This is a genomic window from Micromonospora sp. CNZ303 (assembly GCF_004345505.1).
Genome location: NZ_SLVT01000004.1, coordinates 62,992 through 79,199 on the forward strand (window position 1 = coordinate 62,992; position 16,208 = coordinate 79,199).

The following is a 16,208-nucleotide window of genomic DNA, read 5'->3' on the forward strand; positions in this document are numbered from 1 at the left end:
GCTGCCGGGTTTGTCGCTGATCCTCACACGATCGCTCACCCGGCGCGGGGTCGGGGCGATGATGGCCCGGATACGGCCGGTCGGGAGGCTGCGAAGATGGTGGGGTGGAAGCCGCACAGCCTGCCGATCGCGTACCCGCCGACTCGACGCCGCCGGACGGCCAGCCGCCGGTCGCACCGACCCGGGCCGCCGCCGTACCGGAAGGGGAGCCGGCGCTGGTCGAACCCGCCGGCGCCCCCGGGGCGGCCCCGCCCGACGGCGGGGCGGAGACGGGCGAGCGGCCCGCGCCGCCGCCCGCGGTCGACACCCGTAAGTCGGAGCGCTCGCCGAAGGACATGGCGATCTCGCTGCTCGTGCTGCTGATCCCGATCGCCCTGCTGCTCGCCTTCTACCGGGGGTTCCTCGGCGGCGACCAGCCGACGACCGTCGACCCGGCACCCGCCCTCGAATCGGCGCGGGCCGCCAACGCCTTCCCGGTCAGCGAGCCGGCGGGGCTGGACGACGGCTGGCGCACGGTCAGCGCGAACTTCCAGACCGTCGAAGGCGGGTCGAGCCTGCGCCTCGGCTATCTCACCCCGGAGGGGCGGGCCGCCCAGCTGGTGCAGAGCAGCGTGCCTCCGGAGCGGCTGCTGCCCGCCGAGCTGACCGCCGAGGGGCAACCGCAGGGCCAGACGGACCTGGGCGGGCGTTCCTGGCAGCGGTACACCGCCCGCGGCAACGAACAGGCCCTGGTCCTGCTCGAACCGAACCGGACCGTGATCGTGGTCGGCGACGCCCGGGACAACGAACTGCGGCACCTGGCCTCGGCGATCCGGTAGCCCGCTCCCACGGCTGCCCCCCGGGTGTCGGTCGGATCGGCTACGCTGCCCCGGCTCACTGCCCGGCGGCTCAAGTCCGCCAGGTGCCTACCGTCCCACGAAGAGAGACAACTGACTGTGAACATTCGACGGTGGAGCGTCGGCGTGCTCGCCGCCACCCTGCTCGTTCCCGGCCTGACCGCCTGCAAGGCGGACGAGCCCGCGCCGACCGCTGCGGGCTCGGCAGCGTCGGCCGTGCCCGCCGACCCCAAGGAGGCGCTGCTCGCCTCCACCAAGGAGATCGAGAAGGGCAACTTCACCTTCACGCTGTCCGGTGCCGGGCTGAGCGGCAAGGGCCTGGTGCACAAGCCCAGCAACAGCGCCCAGTTCAGCATGAAGTTCGACGACGAGTCCGGCGGCATGTCGATGGGCATGGAGCTGATCTACATCGAGCCGGACAGCTGGGTGATGCTCGACCTCGGCGAGTTGGGCGCCATGATCCCGGGCGCGGAGAAGTGGAAGGGCAAGTACCAGCACCTCGACCAGTCCAAGGTCAAGGGCGCCGGCGAGCTCAGCCGCTACATGGAGGAAGTCGACCCGGCCGGCAGCGCGAAGCTGACCAAGGGCATCACCGAGGTGCAGAAGACCGCCGAGGGCAGCTACACCGGCAAGCTCGACGTGTCCGCCGCGGGCGACGCCGCCACCCTGGACGCCGACCTGGTCAAGGCCCTCGGTGCGCAGGCCAAGGCGCTGCCCTTCACCGCCAAGCTGGACGCGGAGGGCCGGCTCAGCGAGCTGGTCATCTCCGTCCCGGGCGCCGGTGAGACCAAGGCGCACGACATCAAGGTCACGTACGCGGACTACGGCAGCGCCACCGCCGCGCAGAAGCCGCCGGCCGACAAGGTGGTCGAGGCGTCCCCCGAGACGTACGAGATGTTCAAGAAGTAACAGCGTACGACGGGAACGGGGCGGCTCCGGCCGCCCCGTTCCCGGTTCCGGGGTCACCCGTCCGGGGCAACCGGACATCCCGGTGATTGTGCGACGCGGCGACAGGGAACAGGAGTGGGGCGGACCCGGACCGGTCGCCCCGGCAGCCGGCCTCAGGGGGTTCGCGCGGCGCAGCCGACGTGGTGCGTCGCCCGGTTTCCGGCCGCCGCCAGGTGCGTCGGGTGACCCATGTGGGAGACACGTATGACTGTTCGACGCCTGAGCGCCGGCCTGGTGGCCGCCGCCCTGTTCACTCCCGGCCTGGCCGCCTGCAACTCCTCCGGGACCCCGACGGCGGGCTCGTCCGCCTCCCCGACCGTCTCGGCGTCCGGCACGCCCGCGCCCTCCGGCAGCGCGGCCCCGGCGGCCGGTGACGCCAAGCAGGCGCTGCTGGCCTCCACCCGTGAGATCAGCAACGGCAACTTCCGGTTCACCATGTCCGGCGTCGGCTCGACGGCCGAGGGCCGGGTGCACGAGCCCACCCAGAGCGCCGAGATGCGGGTGACGATCGGCAAGCCGACCGACGACCTGTTCATGAAGCTCGACCTCGTCCACTACAAGCCGGACAGCTGGGTGAAGGTCGAACTCGGCGGCACGACCGCCAACAGCGTGCCGGGGGTGCAGAAGCTCAACCTCGGCAAGTACCAGCACCTGGACCAGACCCGGATCAAGGGCAACCGCAACCTCGGCTTCGACTTCGACAAGGTCGACCCCGCCGGCAGCGAGGTGCTGACGCAGGGCATCACGGAGGTACGCCAGACCGGCGACGGCGCGTACGCCGGCACGATCGACGTGTCGAAGGCGGCGGAGGCGGGCTCGGTGGACCCGACGGTGATCACGGCCCTCGGGGCGCAGGCGAAGTCGGTGCCGTTCACCGCGAAGCTCGACCCGCAGGGCCGGCTCAGCGAGATGGTCATCCAGATCCCGGCCGCCGGCCAGACCAAGGCGCAGGACATCAAGATCACGTACTCGGACTACGGCAGCGCCACCGCCGCCCAGAAGCCCCCGGCGGACCAGGTCGTCGAGGCCCCCGCCGAGCTCTACAACCTCTTCAACTAACCCACCCCCCCGTGCGCTCCCCCGCCCTCCCGTCCGCGCCGATCATGCAGTTGTGGTGGGTGACACAAGGTGCGAAACGCCCTGTATCGCCCACCACAACTGCATGATCGCCGGGCGAGTCGGGGCGGGGGCGAGCCGGGCCCGAGCGGGAGCCCGGGCGAAGCGAGCGGGAGCCCGGGCGGGGGAGGTCAGGAGGTGGGGTCCTGGCGGGCGGCGTCTATGCGGGCGCGGGCGCCGTCCAGCCAGCGCTGGCAGGTCTCGGCGAGCTTCTCGCCGCGCTCCCAGAGCGCCAGTGACTCCTCCAGCGTGGTGCCGCCGGTCTCCAGCCGCTCGACCACCGACGCCAGCTCGGCGCGGGCCTGCTCGTAGCTGAGCTGTTCGGCCTTCTTCTCGTCAGTCATCGCTGCCATCCCACCACATCGTGATCCCGTCGCCGTTCAGCGTCGACCGTCGCGGCCGGCCCGCCATCGTGTTTCCGCTTGCGCTCAGCCGTCGACCGTCGCCGCCAGCTCGCCCTCGGCGAGGCGTACCCGGAGCGGGTCGCCCTTGCCGACCTCGGACGCGGCGCGCAGGACCTGCCCGTCGGCGCGCTGGACGATCGCGTAGCCCCGGTCGAGGGTGGCGGCGGGGGAGAGGGCGCGCAGCCGGGCCAGGGTGTGCCGCAGGTCGTCGTCGGCGGCGGCGAGCCGGTGGTCCAGGCAGCGCCCGGCCCGCTGGCGCAGCCCGGTCAGGTCGGCGAGCCGCTGGTCGACCATCACCTGCGGGCGGGCCAGCACCGGTCGGGAGCGCAGGCCGTCGAGCCGGTGCGACTCGCGGTCCACCAGGTTGCGTACCGCGCGTTCGAGGCGGTGCCGGGCCTGCCGGATGACGCGCACCTCCTCGGTGAGGTCCGGGACCACGCGCTTGGCGGCGTCGGTCGGCGTGGAGGCGCGTACGTCGGCGACGTAGTCGACCAGCGGCGCGTCGGTCTCGTGGCCGATCGCGCTGACCACCGGCGTGCGGCAGGCGAAGACGGCCCGGCAGAGCGCCTCGTCGGAGAAGGGCAGCAGGTCCTCGATGCCGCCCCCGCCCCGGGCGATGACGATCACGTCGACGGTCGGGTCGGCGTCCAGCACCTTGAGCGCGTCGACGATCTGCGGAACGGCGCTCGGCCCCTGCACGGCCACGTTGACCGTGCGGAACTCCACCGCCGGCCAGCGCCGGCGGGCGTTGGTCAGCACGTCCCGCTCGGCGGCCGAGGCGCGACCCGTGATCAATCCCACCCGGTTGGGCAGGAACGGCGGCCGGCGCTTGCGCGCCCGGTCGAACAGCCCTTCGGCCGCGAGCAGCTTCTTCAGCTTCTCCAGCCGGGCCAGCAGCTCGCCGAGGCCGACCTGCCGGATCTCGTCGGCGCGCAGGCTCAGCGTGCCCCGGGCCGCGTAGAACTCCGGCTTGGCGTGCAGCACCACCCGGGCGCCCTCGCGCAGCTCAGGGGCGCCGACGTCCAGGACGTCCCGGTTGGTGGTGACCGTCAGGCTCAGGTCGGCCGACGGGTCCCGCAGCGTGAGGAAGACGGTGCTGGCGCCCGGCCGGCGGCTGATCTGCGCCACCTGCCCGTCCACCCACACCCAGCCCAGCCGGGCGATCCAGGCGCCGACCTTCTGGCTGACCACCCGGACCGGCCACGGCTCCTCGGACGTGCTCCGTTCCACCTCGCCTGTGCTCACCCGCCCACCCTACGGCCCGTCCCGGACAGTCCCGCGCGGCTCGGCCGGGGGTGGGCGGCGTACGGCCGGCTTCGCGCCGTGGCGGCGGTCGCGGCCCGTGTCGCTCTCCGGGGCGGCACGTACGATGGGCGGGTGACTCAGGCTGAAGTGACGTCCCGGACCGGCAAGCGCGTGATCCTGGCCAAGCCCCGCGGCTACTGCGCGGGCGTGGACCGCGCGGTGCAGACCGTGGAGGAGGCACTCAAGCTCTACGGCGCCCCGATCTACGTACGCAAGCAGATCGTGCACAACAAGCACGTCGTGCAGACGCTGGAGGCCCAGGGCGCGATCTTCGTGGAGGAGAACGAGGAGGTGCCGGAGGGCGCCACCGTCATCTTCTCGGCGCACGGGGTGGCCCCGGAGGTCTACGAGCAGGCCCGGACCCGCTCGCTGCGGGCGATCGACGCGACCTGCCCGCTGGTCACCAAGGTGCACCAGGAGGCGAAGCGGTTCGCCGCCGAGGACTACGACATCCTGCTCATCGGCCACGAGGGGCACGAGGAGGTCATCGGCACCTCCGGCGAGGCCCCCGAGCACATCCAGCTCGTGGACGGCCCGGAGGACGCCGACCGGATCACCGTCCGCGACCCGAACAAGGTCGTCTGGCTCTCCCAGACCACCCTCTCGGTCGACGAGACGCTGGAGACGGTGGCCCGGCTCAAGAAGCGGCTGCCGATGCTCCAGTCGCCGCCCAGCGACGACATCTGCTACGCCACCTCCAACCGGCAGCACGTGGTCAAGGAGATCGCGCCCGAGTGCGACGTGATGATCGTCGTCGGCTCGGCCAACTCCTCCAACTCCGTACGCCTCGTCGAGGTCGCCCTGGACGCCGGGGCGCGCGCCGGGCACCTCGTCGACTTCGCGCACGAGATCGACGACGCGTGGCTGGAGGGGGCGCGCACGGTCGGCCTGACCTCGGGCGCCAGCGTTCCCGACCAGCTCGTCCAGGAGGTGCTCGCCCACCTCGCCGCGCGTGGCTTCACCGACGTCGACGAGGTGGTGACCGCCAACGAGCGGTTGACCTTCTCGCTGCCGCAGGAGCTCAAGCGGGACATGAAGGCCGCCGCCGCGGCCCGTGGCTGACCGGCGGGAACGGTGGGCGGTCCCGCTGCGTCAGACCAGGGTATGAGGACTCTTCGGCTCGCCGTCTCCGCGTTGGCCGTCTGCGTGGCGCTGAGCGCCTGCGGCGGGCAGGACGGTACCAGCGACACCCCCACCCCGACCCCGACGGGAGCGCAGCCGGTGACCAGCCCGCCCAGCCCTGATCCGAGCAGCCCCGCGGTCCCGCCGACCCCCGGCGACCCGGTGGACCCGACGGGGCCGGTCCTGCCCCCGCCCACGAGGCCCACCGGCGGGCCGACGAAGACGCCGCCGGCCGGCGGCACCACCCTGACCGGGACCGTCACCTCCGGGGTGGAGCCCAACTGCCTGCTGCTCGACAACTACCTGCTGATCGGCGGCCCGCGTGACCTGCTGAAGCCGGGCACGAAGGTCACGGTCACCGGGCGGGTCCAGCGCGACCTGCTCACGACCTGCCAGCAGGGCACGCCCTTCCTGGTCGAGACCGCCCGCCGGGGCTGACCGGTACCGCCCACGAGGGCTGACCGGACGGCCGTCCGCCACACGTGGGTGCGCCTGCCCACCAGGGGCGAGCGCGTCCGTCCGTGACCGCGTCGGGCGGCCCGGGCCGCCTGCGTCGCGCCAGAAGGGGCGAGCGCGTCCGTGCGTGGCCGCGACGGGCGGGCCGAGCCTCCTGCGTCGCGGCGGAGGTCACCGCAACGGGCGGAGCCCGCCCCCCGGTGGGGACGGGCTCCGGTGTTCCGGTGCGGGACGGGTCAGTTCACGGCGCCGATGGAGACGGCACCGCGGCCGACGACCGCGCCCTCGGTGGTCACCACGGACAGCTCACCGAAGAGCGCCCGACCGGCGACCGGGGTGGACTGGGCGGTCACCGTACCGGTGAGGGTGGCGGTGGCGCCGTGGGCCAGGTTGAGCGGGGTGGCGGGCGCCGAGAGGCTGCCCAGCGCCGCCGCGGAGAACGAGTCCCGGTAGTCGTAGGCGGTGCTGCCACCGGCCCCGTCCACCGCGTAGCCCTCGACGACCACCCGGTAGGTGCCCGCCGGCGGGTTGTTGATGGTCACCGCCTCCTCGGAGTCGCCGTCGGCGGCCCGACCGACCTCCGTGGCGCCACGGAAGACGTAGAGGTCGAGGTCGGCCGCGGCGCTGGCCGGGTTGCCGATCCGGGCGGTGAAGCGGGTCGCGCCCGCCGGCACCTCCACGGTGTACTCCTGCGACGTGCCCTCGGTGATGGTGGGCCGCTCAGCGTGGACGCTGGAGAGCGGGCCGCCCTGACCGGTCACCGCGACCGGGCCGAAGGTGTTGGTCAGCGACCAGGTCACCGGGGTCGCCGCACCGGCGGTGACCGACGGCAGCTCGACCACGGCCGGCTCGACCGCGACACCCTGCACCCGCGCCGTGAGCTGGAACGGGTTGTTCAGCGACGGCGAGGTCCGACGGGACTCCACCTCGATCTCCCAGACCCCGGCGATCGGGTTCTGGTAGTCGCGCTCCTGCGGCTTGCAGGCGTTGGCGTCGGAGAAGTTGGTGTAGCAGGCGAGGCTGGAGGTGCTCTCCACCGGGACGCCGTACGGGTTGAACGCGATGAACCGGGTCTGCGAACCGGTGGCGATGCCCGACAGGTTCACCTGGAGGGCGCCCGTGCCCGGCGGAACCGTCACGAAGTACGAGGTGAAGCCGTTCCGGTCGACCGAGCCCTCGGCCGAGAAGGAGAAGTTCGGCTTCTTCACGTCGTTCGAGGCGACGACGACGGTGGAGACCTCGAAGTCGATCACCGAGGTGGCCGGGTCGTCGATCGTCATGATCGCGCCGTGCGCGCCGGCGGTGGCGGGCTTGGCGGTGACCGGGACGGTGACGGTCTTGTTCAGCGGGAGCGAGACGGTCTTCGGCGCCGTGAAGGTGCCGTCGTTGCCGCGCAGACCCACGTTGTGCTTCACGGTGCCGGCCGGCCCGCTGGTACGGGTGAGCTTGACCTGGTAGCTCTTCGACTGGCCGATCCGCTGCCCACCCTCGGTGGAGGCGCAGCGGTTGTAGAGGCCGGTGCCCAGGTTCGGGGTGCCCAGCTGACCGGACAGGACGGTGCAGACCGGGGCCTCGGAGGTGTAGGAGCGCGTCTCCACGCCCTTGCGCAGCAGCTTCCACGCGCCCGGCACGTTGAACATGCCGTAGCCCTGGCCGTACGTCGGGACGTCCTTGATCGGCTTGGCCGAGCTGTAGATCGCCCGGCGCAGCGCGGCCGGGGTGACGCCCTTGTCGGTCGCCTTGGCGGCCGACAGCAGCAGCGCGGCGGCGCCGGCGGCCTGCGGGGAGGCCATCGAGGTGCCGTTCAGCATCGCGTAGCCCGGGGGCAGCGGGTAGCCGGCCTCGGGGACCGCGTTGCCGGCCTGCCAGGTCGGGGCGGTGGAGATGGCCGAGCCGGGGGCGGCGATGTTCGGCTTGATGCCGCCGTCCTCACGCGGGCCCCGGGAGGAGAAGTTGAACAGCGCGTTCTTCGTCTTCACCGCGGAGCCGTAGTTGGCCAGCCAGGTGTCCTTGCTGATGCTCGCCGCGACGCTGACCACGTTGGCGGCCACCGACGGGTCGCCGATGGTGTTCAGGCCCGGGCCGGAGTTGCCGGCCGAGATGAACATCTGCACGCCGTAGGTGGTGATCAGGTTGTTGTACAGCTCGGCGCGGGCGTTGTTGCCGTCGTTCAGCGCCGGCAGACCGCCGATCGACATGTTGACCACGTCGACCTTGCGGTTAATCACCAGGTCGGCCATGCCGGTGGTGAGGGCGGCGTAGGTGCAGCCGCCACCCCACGAGCAGGCCCGGGCGGAGACCAGCTTGGCACCGGGCGCGGCACCGTCGAAGGCGCCGTTGCCGAGCATGTCGTTGGCGGCGGTGATGCCGGCGACGTGGGTGCCGTGGGTGCTCTCGACGATGCCGATGTTGACGTAGTCCACCAGGCCGGGACCGCCGATGGGGGCGGTGTCCACGTCCTCGCGGTACTCGACCACGAACGGGATCCGCTCGACCACCGGGGTGGCCGGGTTGTCGGTGCCGAAGTGCCCGACGTCGAACTTCTCCTTGTACGGCCGCATCAGGGCGTCGTCGGTGAAGTCGTTGTTCTGGTTGACGTCCACCCAGATGTTGTGGGTGGCCGGGTCGTAGAGGATGCCGAACGTGTCGGTCCGGTCCCCGTCGCGGTTGACGTCACCCGCCGGGTCGCTGGCGGCCGTGATCGACTCGCTGAACCGGTTGAACCGGTAGGTGCCCGCCGGGGCCTTCCAGGTCGCGCCACCGGAGGTGAACGTCGGACCGGTGACCTCGGTGAGCATCGGGCGCCAGGTGGCGTCCTCGAACGGGTCCGTCGCGGTCACCCAGTCGACGATCTTCCGCTCGCCCGTGGTGGTCTTCTGCAGCGCCGGGTGACCGAGGTCCACACCGGAGTCCATGATGCCGATCGTGACGCCGCGGCCGTCCCACTGGGGGTTCTTGGCGACGAAGTCGACCGCGCCGATCTCGTTGGTCGGCATGTAGGGGTTGGCGGCCGGGGTGTCGGCCCCGGGGCCGGTCAGCGTCGTGGCCTGCTTCGCCGCCTTCTTGCCGGAGGGGGCGACCTCGGGCGTCGGGTCGGGCAGCTGGATGGTCTCGTCGAGGTCGACGGCGGAGACGCCGGGCAGCGTGGCCGCCTTGACCACCTTGGAGGTGGGGACCTTGGCCAGGACGTAGCCGATGCTGTCGTACCGCTCGGTGACGGCCGCGCCCAGGTTCTTGAGGTCGGCGGCGACGTCCTTCGCCTCGCCCTTCTTGGTGGCCACGATCAGGGTGACGGTCGGGGCCTTCTTCGCCTCCGCCTCGGCGAGCAGCTTGGCGTCGTGCGAGCCCAGCGCCTCCACAGGGGTGGCCTGGGACGCGTCGGGTGCGGCGGTCGGCGAGGCGCTCGCGGTGGCGGCACCACCGGCCACCGTCACCGCGCTGGCCGCCACGACCGACGCGAAGAGCGCGGCGGAGGTCCGCCGGCTCAGGTTTCGGGGTTTGCTCACGTTCTCTTTCCTCCAGAGAACAGGGCCCTCAGATGCAGGGCACGCGTGAGGCGAATCCTTCGCGCTGCCGCTGGTCACTGTCACTACCGTGGAGTCCGTTGTGACCACTTCGTGACATGGACGGGCGTCCATTGTCACATCGGCGATGATAGGTATCGGCCGTCAGTCCAGTGCCGACCGACCGGTCGGCGCCCCGGCCTCGGCATTTCCGAGAAGCTCCGGGGCCTGCGGCTGACGGGGTGCCAGCTCGACCTGCGCCGGCGCGGCCAGCTCCTGGTCGGAGACCCCCAGCTCCGCCAGCTTGCGGGCGCTGACCAGCACGCGCGCCTCCAACGACCCCACGGCACGGTTGTACGCGGTCACCGCGCCGCCGAGCGACGAGCCGAGCTTGCCGACGTGCTCACCCAGGGTCGACAGTCGCCCGTAGAGCTCCCGGGCCAGCGAGTGCACCGCGACCGCGTTGCGCGCCAGCGCCTCCTGCCGCCACGAGTAGGCGACCGTACGCAGCAGCGCGACCAGGGTGGCCGGGGTCGCCAGCACCACGTTGCGGGCGAACGCGTGCTCCAGCAGCGTCGGGTCGCGTTGCAACGCGACGTCGAGGAACGGGTCGGCCGGCACGAACAGCACCACGAACTCCGGGGTGCTGTCGAACGCGGCCCAGTAGGTCTTGGCAGCCAGCGCGTCGACGTGCGCGCGCAGGTGCTTCGCGTGCGCGTCGAGGTGGGTGTCGCGGCCCCGCTCGTCGCGGGCCTCCATCGCCGTCAGGTAGGCGTCGAACGGCGCCTTGGCGTCCACCACCACCGACCGGCCACCGTGCAGCCGGACCACCAGGTCGGGACGGACCCCCTGGTGGTCGGTGGCGGCGGTGACCTGCTCGGAGAAGTCGCAGTGCTCCAGCATGCCGGCCGCCTCGACGATCCGGCGCAACTGGTGCTCGCCCCAGCGGCCCCGCACCTGGGGTGCCCGCAGCGCCGCCACCAGTTGCTTCGTCTCGGTACGCAGCTCGCCCGAGACCGTGCTCATCGCACGGACCTGCTCGCGCAGCTCGGCGTACGCGTCGACGCGGTCGTGCTCCAGCTCGGCGACGCGCTGCTCGTAGCGGCGCAGCGTGTCGTGCAGCGGGGCGACGGCGCGGGCCACCGCCTCCTGGGACTGCGCGGTGGCCTCGTAGCTCAGCGCCCGCATGGACTGTTCCAGCCGTCCCTCGCCCTCCCGGGTGGCGCGCAGCGTGGCGTCCAGCCGGGCGATCTCGGTCGCCGAGCGGGTCCGGGCGGCGTACCAGCCCGCCGCGCCCCCGGCGGAAAGGCAGACGATCACCACGGCCAGCGTCGAGAAGTCCACCCCCGGAGCTTGCCAGACCGGCGCGCCGCGCGCCGCCGTGCCGCTCTCGCCGCACCCGCCGCCTTTGTCGCGGATGGACGTTGTGGCCGATCGTGCCGAGCGGCGTGGCGGGGTGGGGCCGTTCCGGGGCAGACAGGAAGCGGTGACATGGCTCAGAGTGACGACAGGGCCTCGGAGGGAGACGGCATGGCTGGTCGGTTGCGTCCCGTACGGACAGTCGTCGCGACGGCGGTGGGAGTCCTCCTCGCCGGCCTCGCCGCGCCCGTCGCGGTGGTCGCCGCACCGCCCGGCGGCGCAGTCGGCTGGCGGGACCTCGGGACGCTGGGCGGCGACTGGAGCGTCCCCGTCGGGCTCACCGACTCCGGGCTGGTCCTCGGCGACAGCCAGACCGCCGACGGCCGCGTCCACGCGTTCGTGTGGCGGGACGGGACCCTGACCGACCTCGGCACCCTGGGCACGGACAGCCACGGCGCCGCCGTCAACGAGCGGGGCGTGGTGGTCGGCACCACCGCCTTGGCCGACGGGCGGACCAGGCCGTTCCGGTGGCGCGACGGCGTCATGACCGACCTCTCCGCCGTCCACGGGCCGTCCTCGGCCGTCGGCGTCAACGAGCGCGGCGAGGTGATCGGCACGAGACACACCGACGACAGCGGCCAGTACGGCCGGGCGTTCCGCTGGCGCAACGGGATCAGCACGGACCTGCCCGGTCGCGGTGGCGACACCCTCGCGGCGGCCATCAACGACCGCGGCGACATCGTCGGCTTCACCAACAGCGCGGACGGGGCCAGCACCGAGGCGGCGCTGTGGCGCGACGGCAGGCTGGTCCGGCTGACGCCGCCGGCCAGCGCGACCAGCATGGCCACCGGCATCAACGACCGGGGCCAGGTGGTCGGCACCATGCGGGTCGACGGGTCCGGATGGCACGCCTTCCTGTGGTACGACGGCGTCTTCACGGACCTCGGCACCCTCGGCGGCACCGACAGCTACCCGGTGGGCGTCAACGGGCGCGGGCAGGTCGCCGGCAGCGCGCAGACCCCGACGGACATGCGCGCCGTGCGGTGGCACCACGGCGTCGTCACCGACCTGGGCACCCTCGGCGGCTCCTACAGCCAGGCCATGGCGATCAACGACGCCGGCACCGTGGTCGGTGAGGCGACCGTCGCCAGCGGCGCGAAGCACGGCGTGGCCTGGGTGCGGGGCCGCAGCGTCGACCTCGGCCCGCTGGATCTCGGCCGCTCAGGAGGCCGGGTGGGCTTCGTCAACGACCGGGGGCTCGTCGCCGGCCAGCTGGCCGCCACCGGCGGCGACGTGCACGCCGTCGTGTGGAATCTCGACCGGCGACACTAGCCCGGCCCGCCCCGGCCCTTTGTCCGGCCCTGCCTCCGATCCGCGCCGCCGAGCTGCGTCGATCGGAGGCGTGGTGCTGGCCTGGCCTGGGTAACGTCGCAGACATGAGATATCTGCCGCTGCTCATCCTCGTGGTGCTGCTGGTGGGTGCGGTCGTCTGGTGGCGTCGGGAGAGCGCCGCCCGGGCGGAGCGCCGCCTCGCCGACGCGCGGGCCGACGCCCAGCGCTGGTACGAGCGGCTCGGCGGCCAGGTGATGAACCTGCACGGCGACCACCCGGCCGTGCGGCAGGCGCTGGTCGACGCCGGGGAGCGTTACAACGCGGCCGGCAGCCAGCTGGAGCAGGCCCGCAGCGTCGAGCAGTACCGCCTGGCTCGGGAGACCGCGCTGGAGGGGCTGACCTACGCCCGGGCGGCCCGGGTGGCGCTCGGCATCGACCCCGGCCCCGAGCTGCCCCCGCTGGCCGCCGCGCAGGGCGCCGGGCAGCTCACCCGGGAGCGTCAGGTCGACGTGCAGGGGCAGACCTTCAAGGCCGGCCCGCAGCCCGGCCGCGACACCCCGTACTACTACCCGGGCGGGCGCTACCAGGGCCGGCCGGTGCCGGCGGGCTGGTACTCGACCCCGTGGTGGAAGACCGCGCTGGGCGCCGGCGCGGGTGTCCTCGGCGGCATGCTGATCGCCGACGCGCTCTTCTCGCCCGGCTTCGGCGACCCCGGGTACGGCTACGAGGCCGGCTACCAGGAGGGCTTCGGCGACGGCACCGGCTTCGGCGAGCAGGGCGGCGACCTTGGCGGCGGAGATTTCGGGGGTGGCGGTGACTTTGGCGGCGGTGGTGACTTTGGCGGCGGAGATTTCGGGGGCGGCGACTTCGGGGGCGGCGACTTCGGCGGCGGCGATTGGTAGGGCCGGGCTCGCCGGTTGCCGTGTAAGGAAGGGCACCTTCCTATGCAATAAACGTTAGGAAGGTGCCCTTCCTTACACCTCAGCCCGTGTTGCGCATGCCGGCGGCGATGCCGTTGACCGTGGTCAGCAGCGCCCGCTCCAGTGCCGTACCGTCGCTCGGCGCACGCCGGCCGCCCGGCGCCGTGGCCACCGCCCGGCCCGCCGCCCCGGACTCCCGGTACTGGCGCAGCAGGGCCACCTGGAGGTGGTGCAGCGGCTCCAGGTACGTGTCGCGGACGGCCAGGGTGCGCTGGAGCACCGGGGAGTTCTCCAGCAGGGCCGGCGAGGAGGTCACCGCCAGCACCTCCTGCTTGGTCAGCTCGTACTCCTGCTCGATCTTGTGGAAGATCGGGTGCAGCTTCTTCGGCACCAGGGTCTCGACGTACCGGCGGGCGATGCTCAGGTCGGTCTTGGTGAGCATCATCTCGACGTTCGACAGGAACGTGCGGAAGAAGTGCCAGTTGCGGTGCATCTCGGCCAGCACGTCCTCCAGCCCCGCCTCGCGGGCCGCGGCCAGGCCGGAACCGACCCCGAACCAGCCGGGCACGATCTGCCGGGTCTGGGTCCAGCCGAACACCCACGGGATGGCGCGCAGCCCGGCGAGCCCGGCCCCGGTGTTCGGCCGCTTCGCCGGCCGGGAGCCGATGTTCAGCGCGCCGAGCAGCTCCGTCGGCGTCGACGCCCAGAAGTACGCCGGCAGGTCCGGGTCCTCGACCAGCGACCGGTACGACCGGAAGGCCGAGTCGGAGACCAGCTCCATGGTGGCGTCCCAGCGTTCCAGCATCTCGGCGGGCTGCCGGGGCGCGGTGTGCAGCAGGGTGGCCTGGAGCACCGCGGCCAGGGTCAGCTCCAGGTTCTCCCGCGCGAGCGACGGCAGGGAGTACTTGTCGGAGATGACCTCGCCCTGCTCGGTGACCTTGATCGCGCCGTCCAGGGTGCCGTACGGCTGGGCCAGGATCGCCTCGTGCGTGGGCCCGCCGCCGCGACCGACCGTGCCGCCGCGGCCGTGGAAGAGCCGCAGGTGTACGCCGTGCCGGGCCGCCACGTCGCGCAGCGCGCGCTGGGCCCGGTGGATGGACCACTGGCTGGTGGTGATGCCGGCCTCCTTGTTGGAGTCGGAGTAGCCCAGCATCACCTCCTGCACGTCGCCCCGCGCCGCCACCAGCGCCCGGTACGCCGGCAGCGAGAGCAGCTCGTCGAGGAGTTCGCCGCCCGTGTTCAGCTCGGCCGGGGTCTCCAGCAGCGGCACGAAGCCGATCCGGGACCGGCCGCTGTGCACGTCGACCAGGCCGGCCTCGCGCGCCAGCACCACGGCGGCGAGCACGTCGTCCACGCCGAGCGTCATCGAGACGATGTACGACTCGATGACCTCGTTGCCGAACCGGTCCTGCGCCTCGCGGATGGTGCCGAACACGTCGAACGTCTTGCGGGTCGCCTCGGTCAGCGGCGTGTCCAGCGTGGAGAGCGGCCGGCGCCCGGTCAGCTCGTCGGCGAGCAGCTTCGTGCGCTCCTGCCGGCTCAGCGACGGGTAGTCGGAGACCTCGCCGACGGCCGCGTAGAGCTGGGCGAGCACCGCGTGGTGCGCCTCGGCGTGCTCCCGGACGTCCATGGTCGCCAGGTGCAGCCCGAACGCGGAGACCGTACGGATGGTCGAGGCGAGCCGGCCCACGGCGGTGAGCTGACCGGCGTTGCGGGCCAGCGAGGCGCGCAGCAGCTCCAGGTCGGCGACCAGTTCGGCGGAGCCGCGGTAGTCCCGCCCGGGCACGTGCGCGGTGCCCTGGCGCAGCCGCTGCCGGGTGTTGGCGAGCTTCGCCTTCACGCAGCGGGCCTTGAGCCGGTAGGGCTCCTCGGCGTTGACCCGGCGGAACCGGGCCGCCACCTCGGGCAGCGCGTCCAGGTCGGCGGCGAGGCTCGCGGAGAGGTCGAGCGACACCCCGCGCAGCCGCCGGGACACCGACACCTCGTCGATCAGGTGGTCCATCGCCTTCTCGGTGGCCGCGATGCCGTGCTCGTGCTGGATGGTCAGCACCTCGCGGGTCACCGCCGGCGTGACGAACGGGTTGCCGTCGCGGTCGCCGCCGATCCAGGTGCCGAAGGACAACGGCCGGGCGGTCGGGGAGGTCTCCACGCCGAGGGTGCGCAGCGTGTCGGCGAGATCGTCGAGGACCTGCGGGGCGGCCTCGGCGTACAGGTCGCGCAGGTAGTAGATGGCGTTGCGGGCCTCGTCGGTCGGGTCCGGCCGGTCCAGCCGCAGCTCGTCGGTCTGCCACATCAGGTCGAGCAGTTCCGCGAGGCGGCGGTTGGCCGGGCCCTCGTCGCTGGCGCCGTAGAGGATCGCGTTCGCGGTTTCGGTGTCCAGCTCGTCGGCGATGGCGCGCAGCTTGGACAGGATCGACCGGCGGGCCGCCTCGGTCGGGTGGGCGGTGAAGACGGGCCGTACCGCCAGTCGCCGGGCCGCCGCGGCGATCTCCTCGGCCGGCACCCCGCGCTCGGCGATCATCTTGGCCGCCTGGTCCAGCCAGCCGCCCTGCACCGCCCGGCGGCGCCGCAGCTCCCGGGCGCGGTGCACCTGCTCGGTGATGTTGGCCAGGTGGAAGTAGGTGGAGAAGGCGCGGGCCAGCTTGGTGCCGGTGGTGACGTCCAGGCCGGCGAGGCGCTGCGCGGCGGTGGGCGCGTCGGAGCGCACCTGGGCGCGGATCTCCTCGACGAGGTCGAGCAGCGGCCGGCCCTCCTGGCGGGCGAGGGTCTGCCCGAGCAGGGTGCCGAGGCGGCGGATGTCGGCCCGCAGGGCGGCGTCGGGGCCGTCGTGGTCGTGCTGGTCGGTCACGATGCGCTCCTTACGCGAGTACGAAGGACAGCGCTGTCCGACTTCCTGGATCGTATCCG

General features: G+C 72.8%; 12 protein-coding genes. 7 read left to right on the top strand and 5 right to left on the bottom strand.

Features of this window, described 5'->3' with window-relative positions; genetic code table 11:
• Positions 1-104 precede the first annotated feature (104 nt).
• The 3 genes from EV374_RS08660 (at position 105) to EV374_RS08670 (ending at position 2,843) form a co-directional block, all read left to right on the top strand.
• The gene (locus EV374_RS08660) at positions 105-818 is read left to right on the top strand and encodes a DUF4245 domain-containing protein (protein WP_132233374.1); all 714 of its coding nucleotides are present in this window, start codon (positions 105-107) and stop codon (positions 816-818) included.
• Positions 819-935: 117 nt separating this feature from the next.
• On the top strand, positions 936-1,745 hold the full coding sequence (locus EV374_RS08665) for a hypothetical protein (protein ID WP_132233376.1): 810 nt from the start codon (positions 936-938) through the stop codon (positions 1,743-1,745).
• A 243-nt stretch (positions 1,746-1,988) separates the two neighbouring features.
• Positions 1,989-2,843 (top strand): hypothetical protein, encoded by an 855-nt coding sequence (locus EV374_RS08670; protein WP_132233378.1) that lies wholly within the window; start codon positions 1,989-1,991, stop codon positions 2,841-2,843.
• A gap of 188 nt (positions 2,844-3,031) precedes the next feature.
• Here EV374_RS08670 and EV374_RS08675 read toward each other — a convergent pair whose 3' ends face one another.
• Both EV374_RS08675 and xseA read right to left on the bottom strand, forming a co-directional pair.
• Positions 3,032-3,244, bottom strand: a complete 213-nt coding sequence (locus EV374_RS08675) for an exodeoxyribonuclease VII small subunit (RefSeq protein ID WP_132233964.1) — start codon at positions 3,242-3,244, stop codon at positions 3,032-3,034.
• An 84-nt stretch (positions 3,245-3,328) separates the two neighbouring features.
• On the bottom strand, positions 3,329-4,495 hold the full coding sequence (gene xseA, locus EV374_RS08680) for an exodeoxyribonuclease VII large subunit (protein ID WP_311414055.1): 1,167 nt from the start codon (positions 4,493-4,495) through the stop codon (positions 3,329-3,331).
• Positions 4,496-4,681: 186 nt separating this feature from the next.
• Here xseA and EV374_RS08685 point away from each other — a divergent pair, with 186 nt between their 5' ends.
• Positions 4,682-5,671: a 4-hydroxy-3-methylbut-2-enyl diphosphate reductase gene (locus tag EV374_RS08685; RefSeq protein ID WP_132233380.1), complete on the top strand. Its 990-nt coding sequence runs from the start codon at positions 4,682-4,684 to the stop codon at positions 5,669-5,671.
• Between the two features lie 42 nt (positions 5,672-5,713).
• Positions 5,714-6,169 carry a hypothetical protein gene (locus tag EV374_RS08690; RefSeq protein ID WP_132233382.1) on the top strand — a complete coding sequence of 152 codons (456 nt, stop codon included), beginning with the start codon at positions 5,714-5,716 and terminating at the stop codon, positions 6,167-6,169.
• A 254-nt stretch (positions 6,170-6,423) separates the two neighbouring features.
• Here EV374_RS08690 and EV374_RS08695 read toward each other — a convergent pair whose 3' ends face one another.
• Positions 6,424-9,693: a S8 family serine peptidase gene (locus tag EV374_RS08695; protein ID WP_132233384.1), complete on the bottom strand. Its 3,270-nt coding sequence runs from the start codon at positions 9,691-9,693 to the stop codon at positions 6,424-6,426.
• 162 nt (positions 9,694-9,855) lie between these two features.
• Positions 9,856-11,034: a DNA recombination protein RmuC gene (locus EV374_RS08700; protein WP_132233386.1), complete on the bottom strand. Its 1,179-nt coding sequence runs from the start codon at positions 11,032-11,034 to the stop codon at positions 9,856-9,858.
• Between the two features lie 186 nt (positions 11,035-11,220).
• Here EV374_RS08700 and EV374_RS08705 point away from each other — a divergent pair, with 186 nt between their 5' ends.
• Together EV374_RS08705 and EV374_RS08710 are read left to right on the top strand one after the other, a co-directional pair.
• Complete coding sequence (locus EV374_RS08705; protein WP_165947728.1) at positions 11,221-12,381, top strand: HAF repeat-containing protein; 1,161 nt, start codon at positions 11,221-11,223, stop codon at positions 12,379-12,381.
• Positions 12,382-12,485: 104 nt separating this feature from the next.
• Positions 12,486-13,283: a hypothetical protein gene (locus EV374_RS08710; RefSeq protein ID WP_132233390.1), complete on the top strand. Its 798-nt coding sequence runs from the start codon at positions 12,486-12,488 to the stop codon at positions 13,281-13,283.
• Between the two features lie 79 nt (positions 13,284-13,362).
• On the opposite strand, the gene ppc is transcribed toward EV374_RS08710, so the two are convergent.
• On the bottom strand, positions 13,363-16,149 hold the full coding sequence (gene ppc, locus EV374_RS08715) for a phosphoenolpyruvate carboxylase (RefSeq protein WP_132233392.1): 2,787 nt from the start codon (positions 16,147-16,149) through the stop codon (positions 13,363-13,365).
• Between the last annotated feature and the right edge of the window lie 59 nt (positions 16,150-16,208).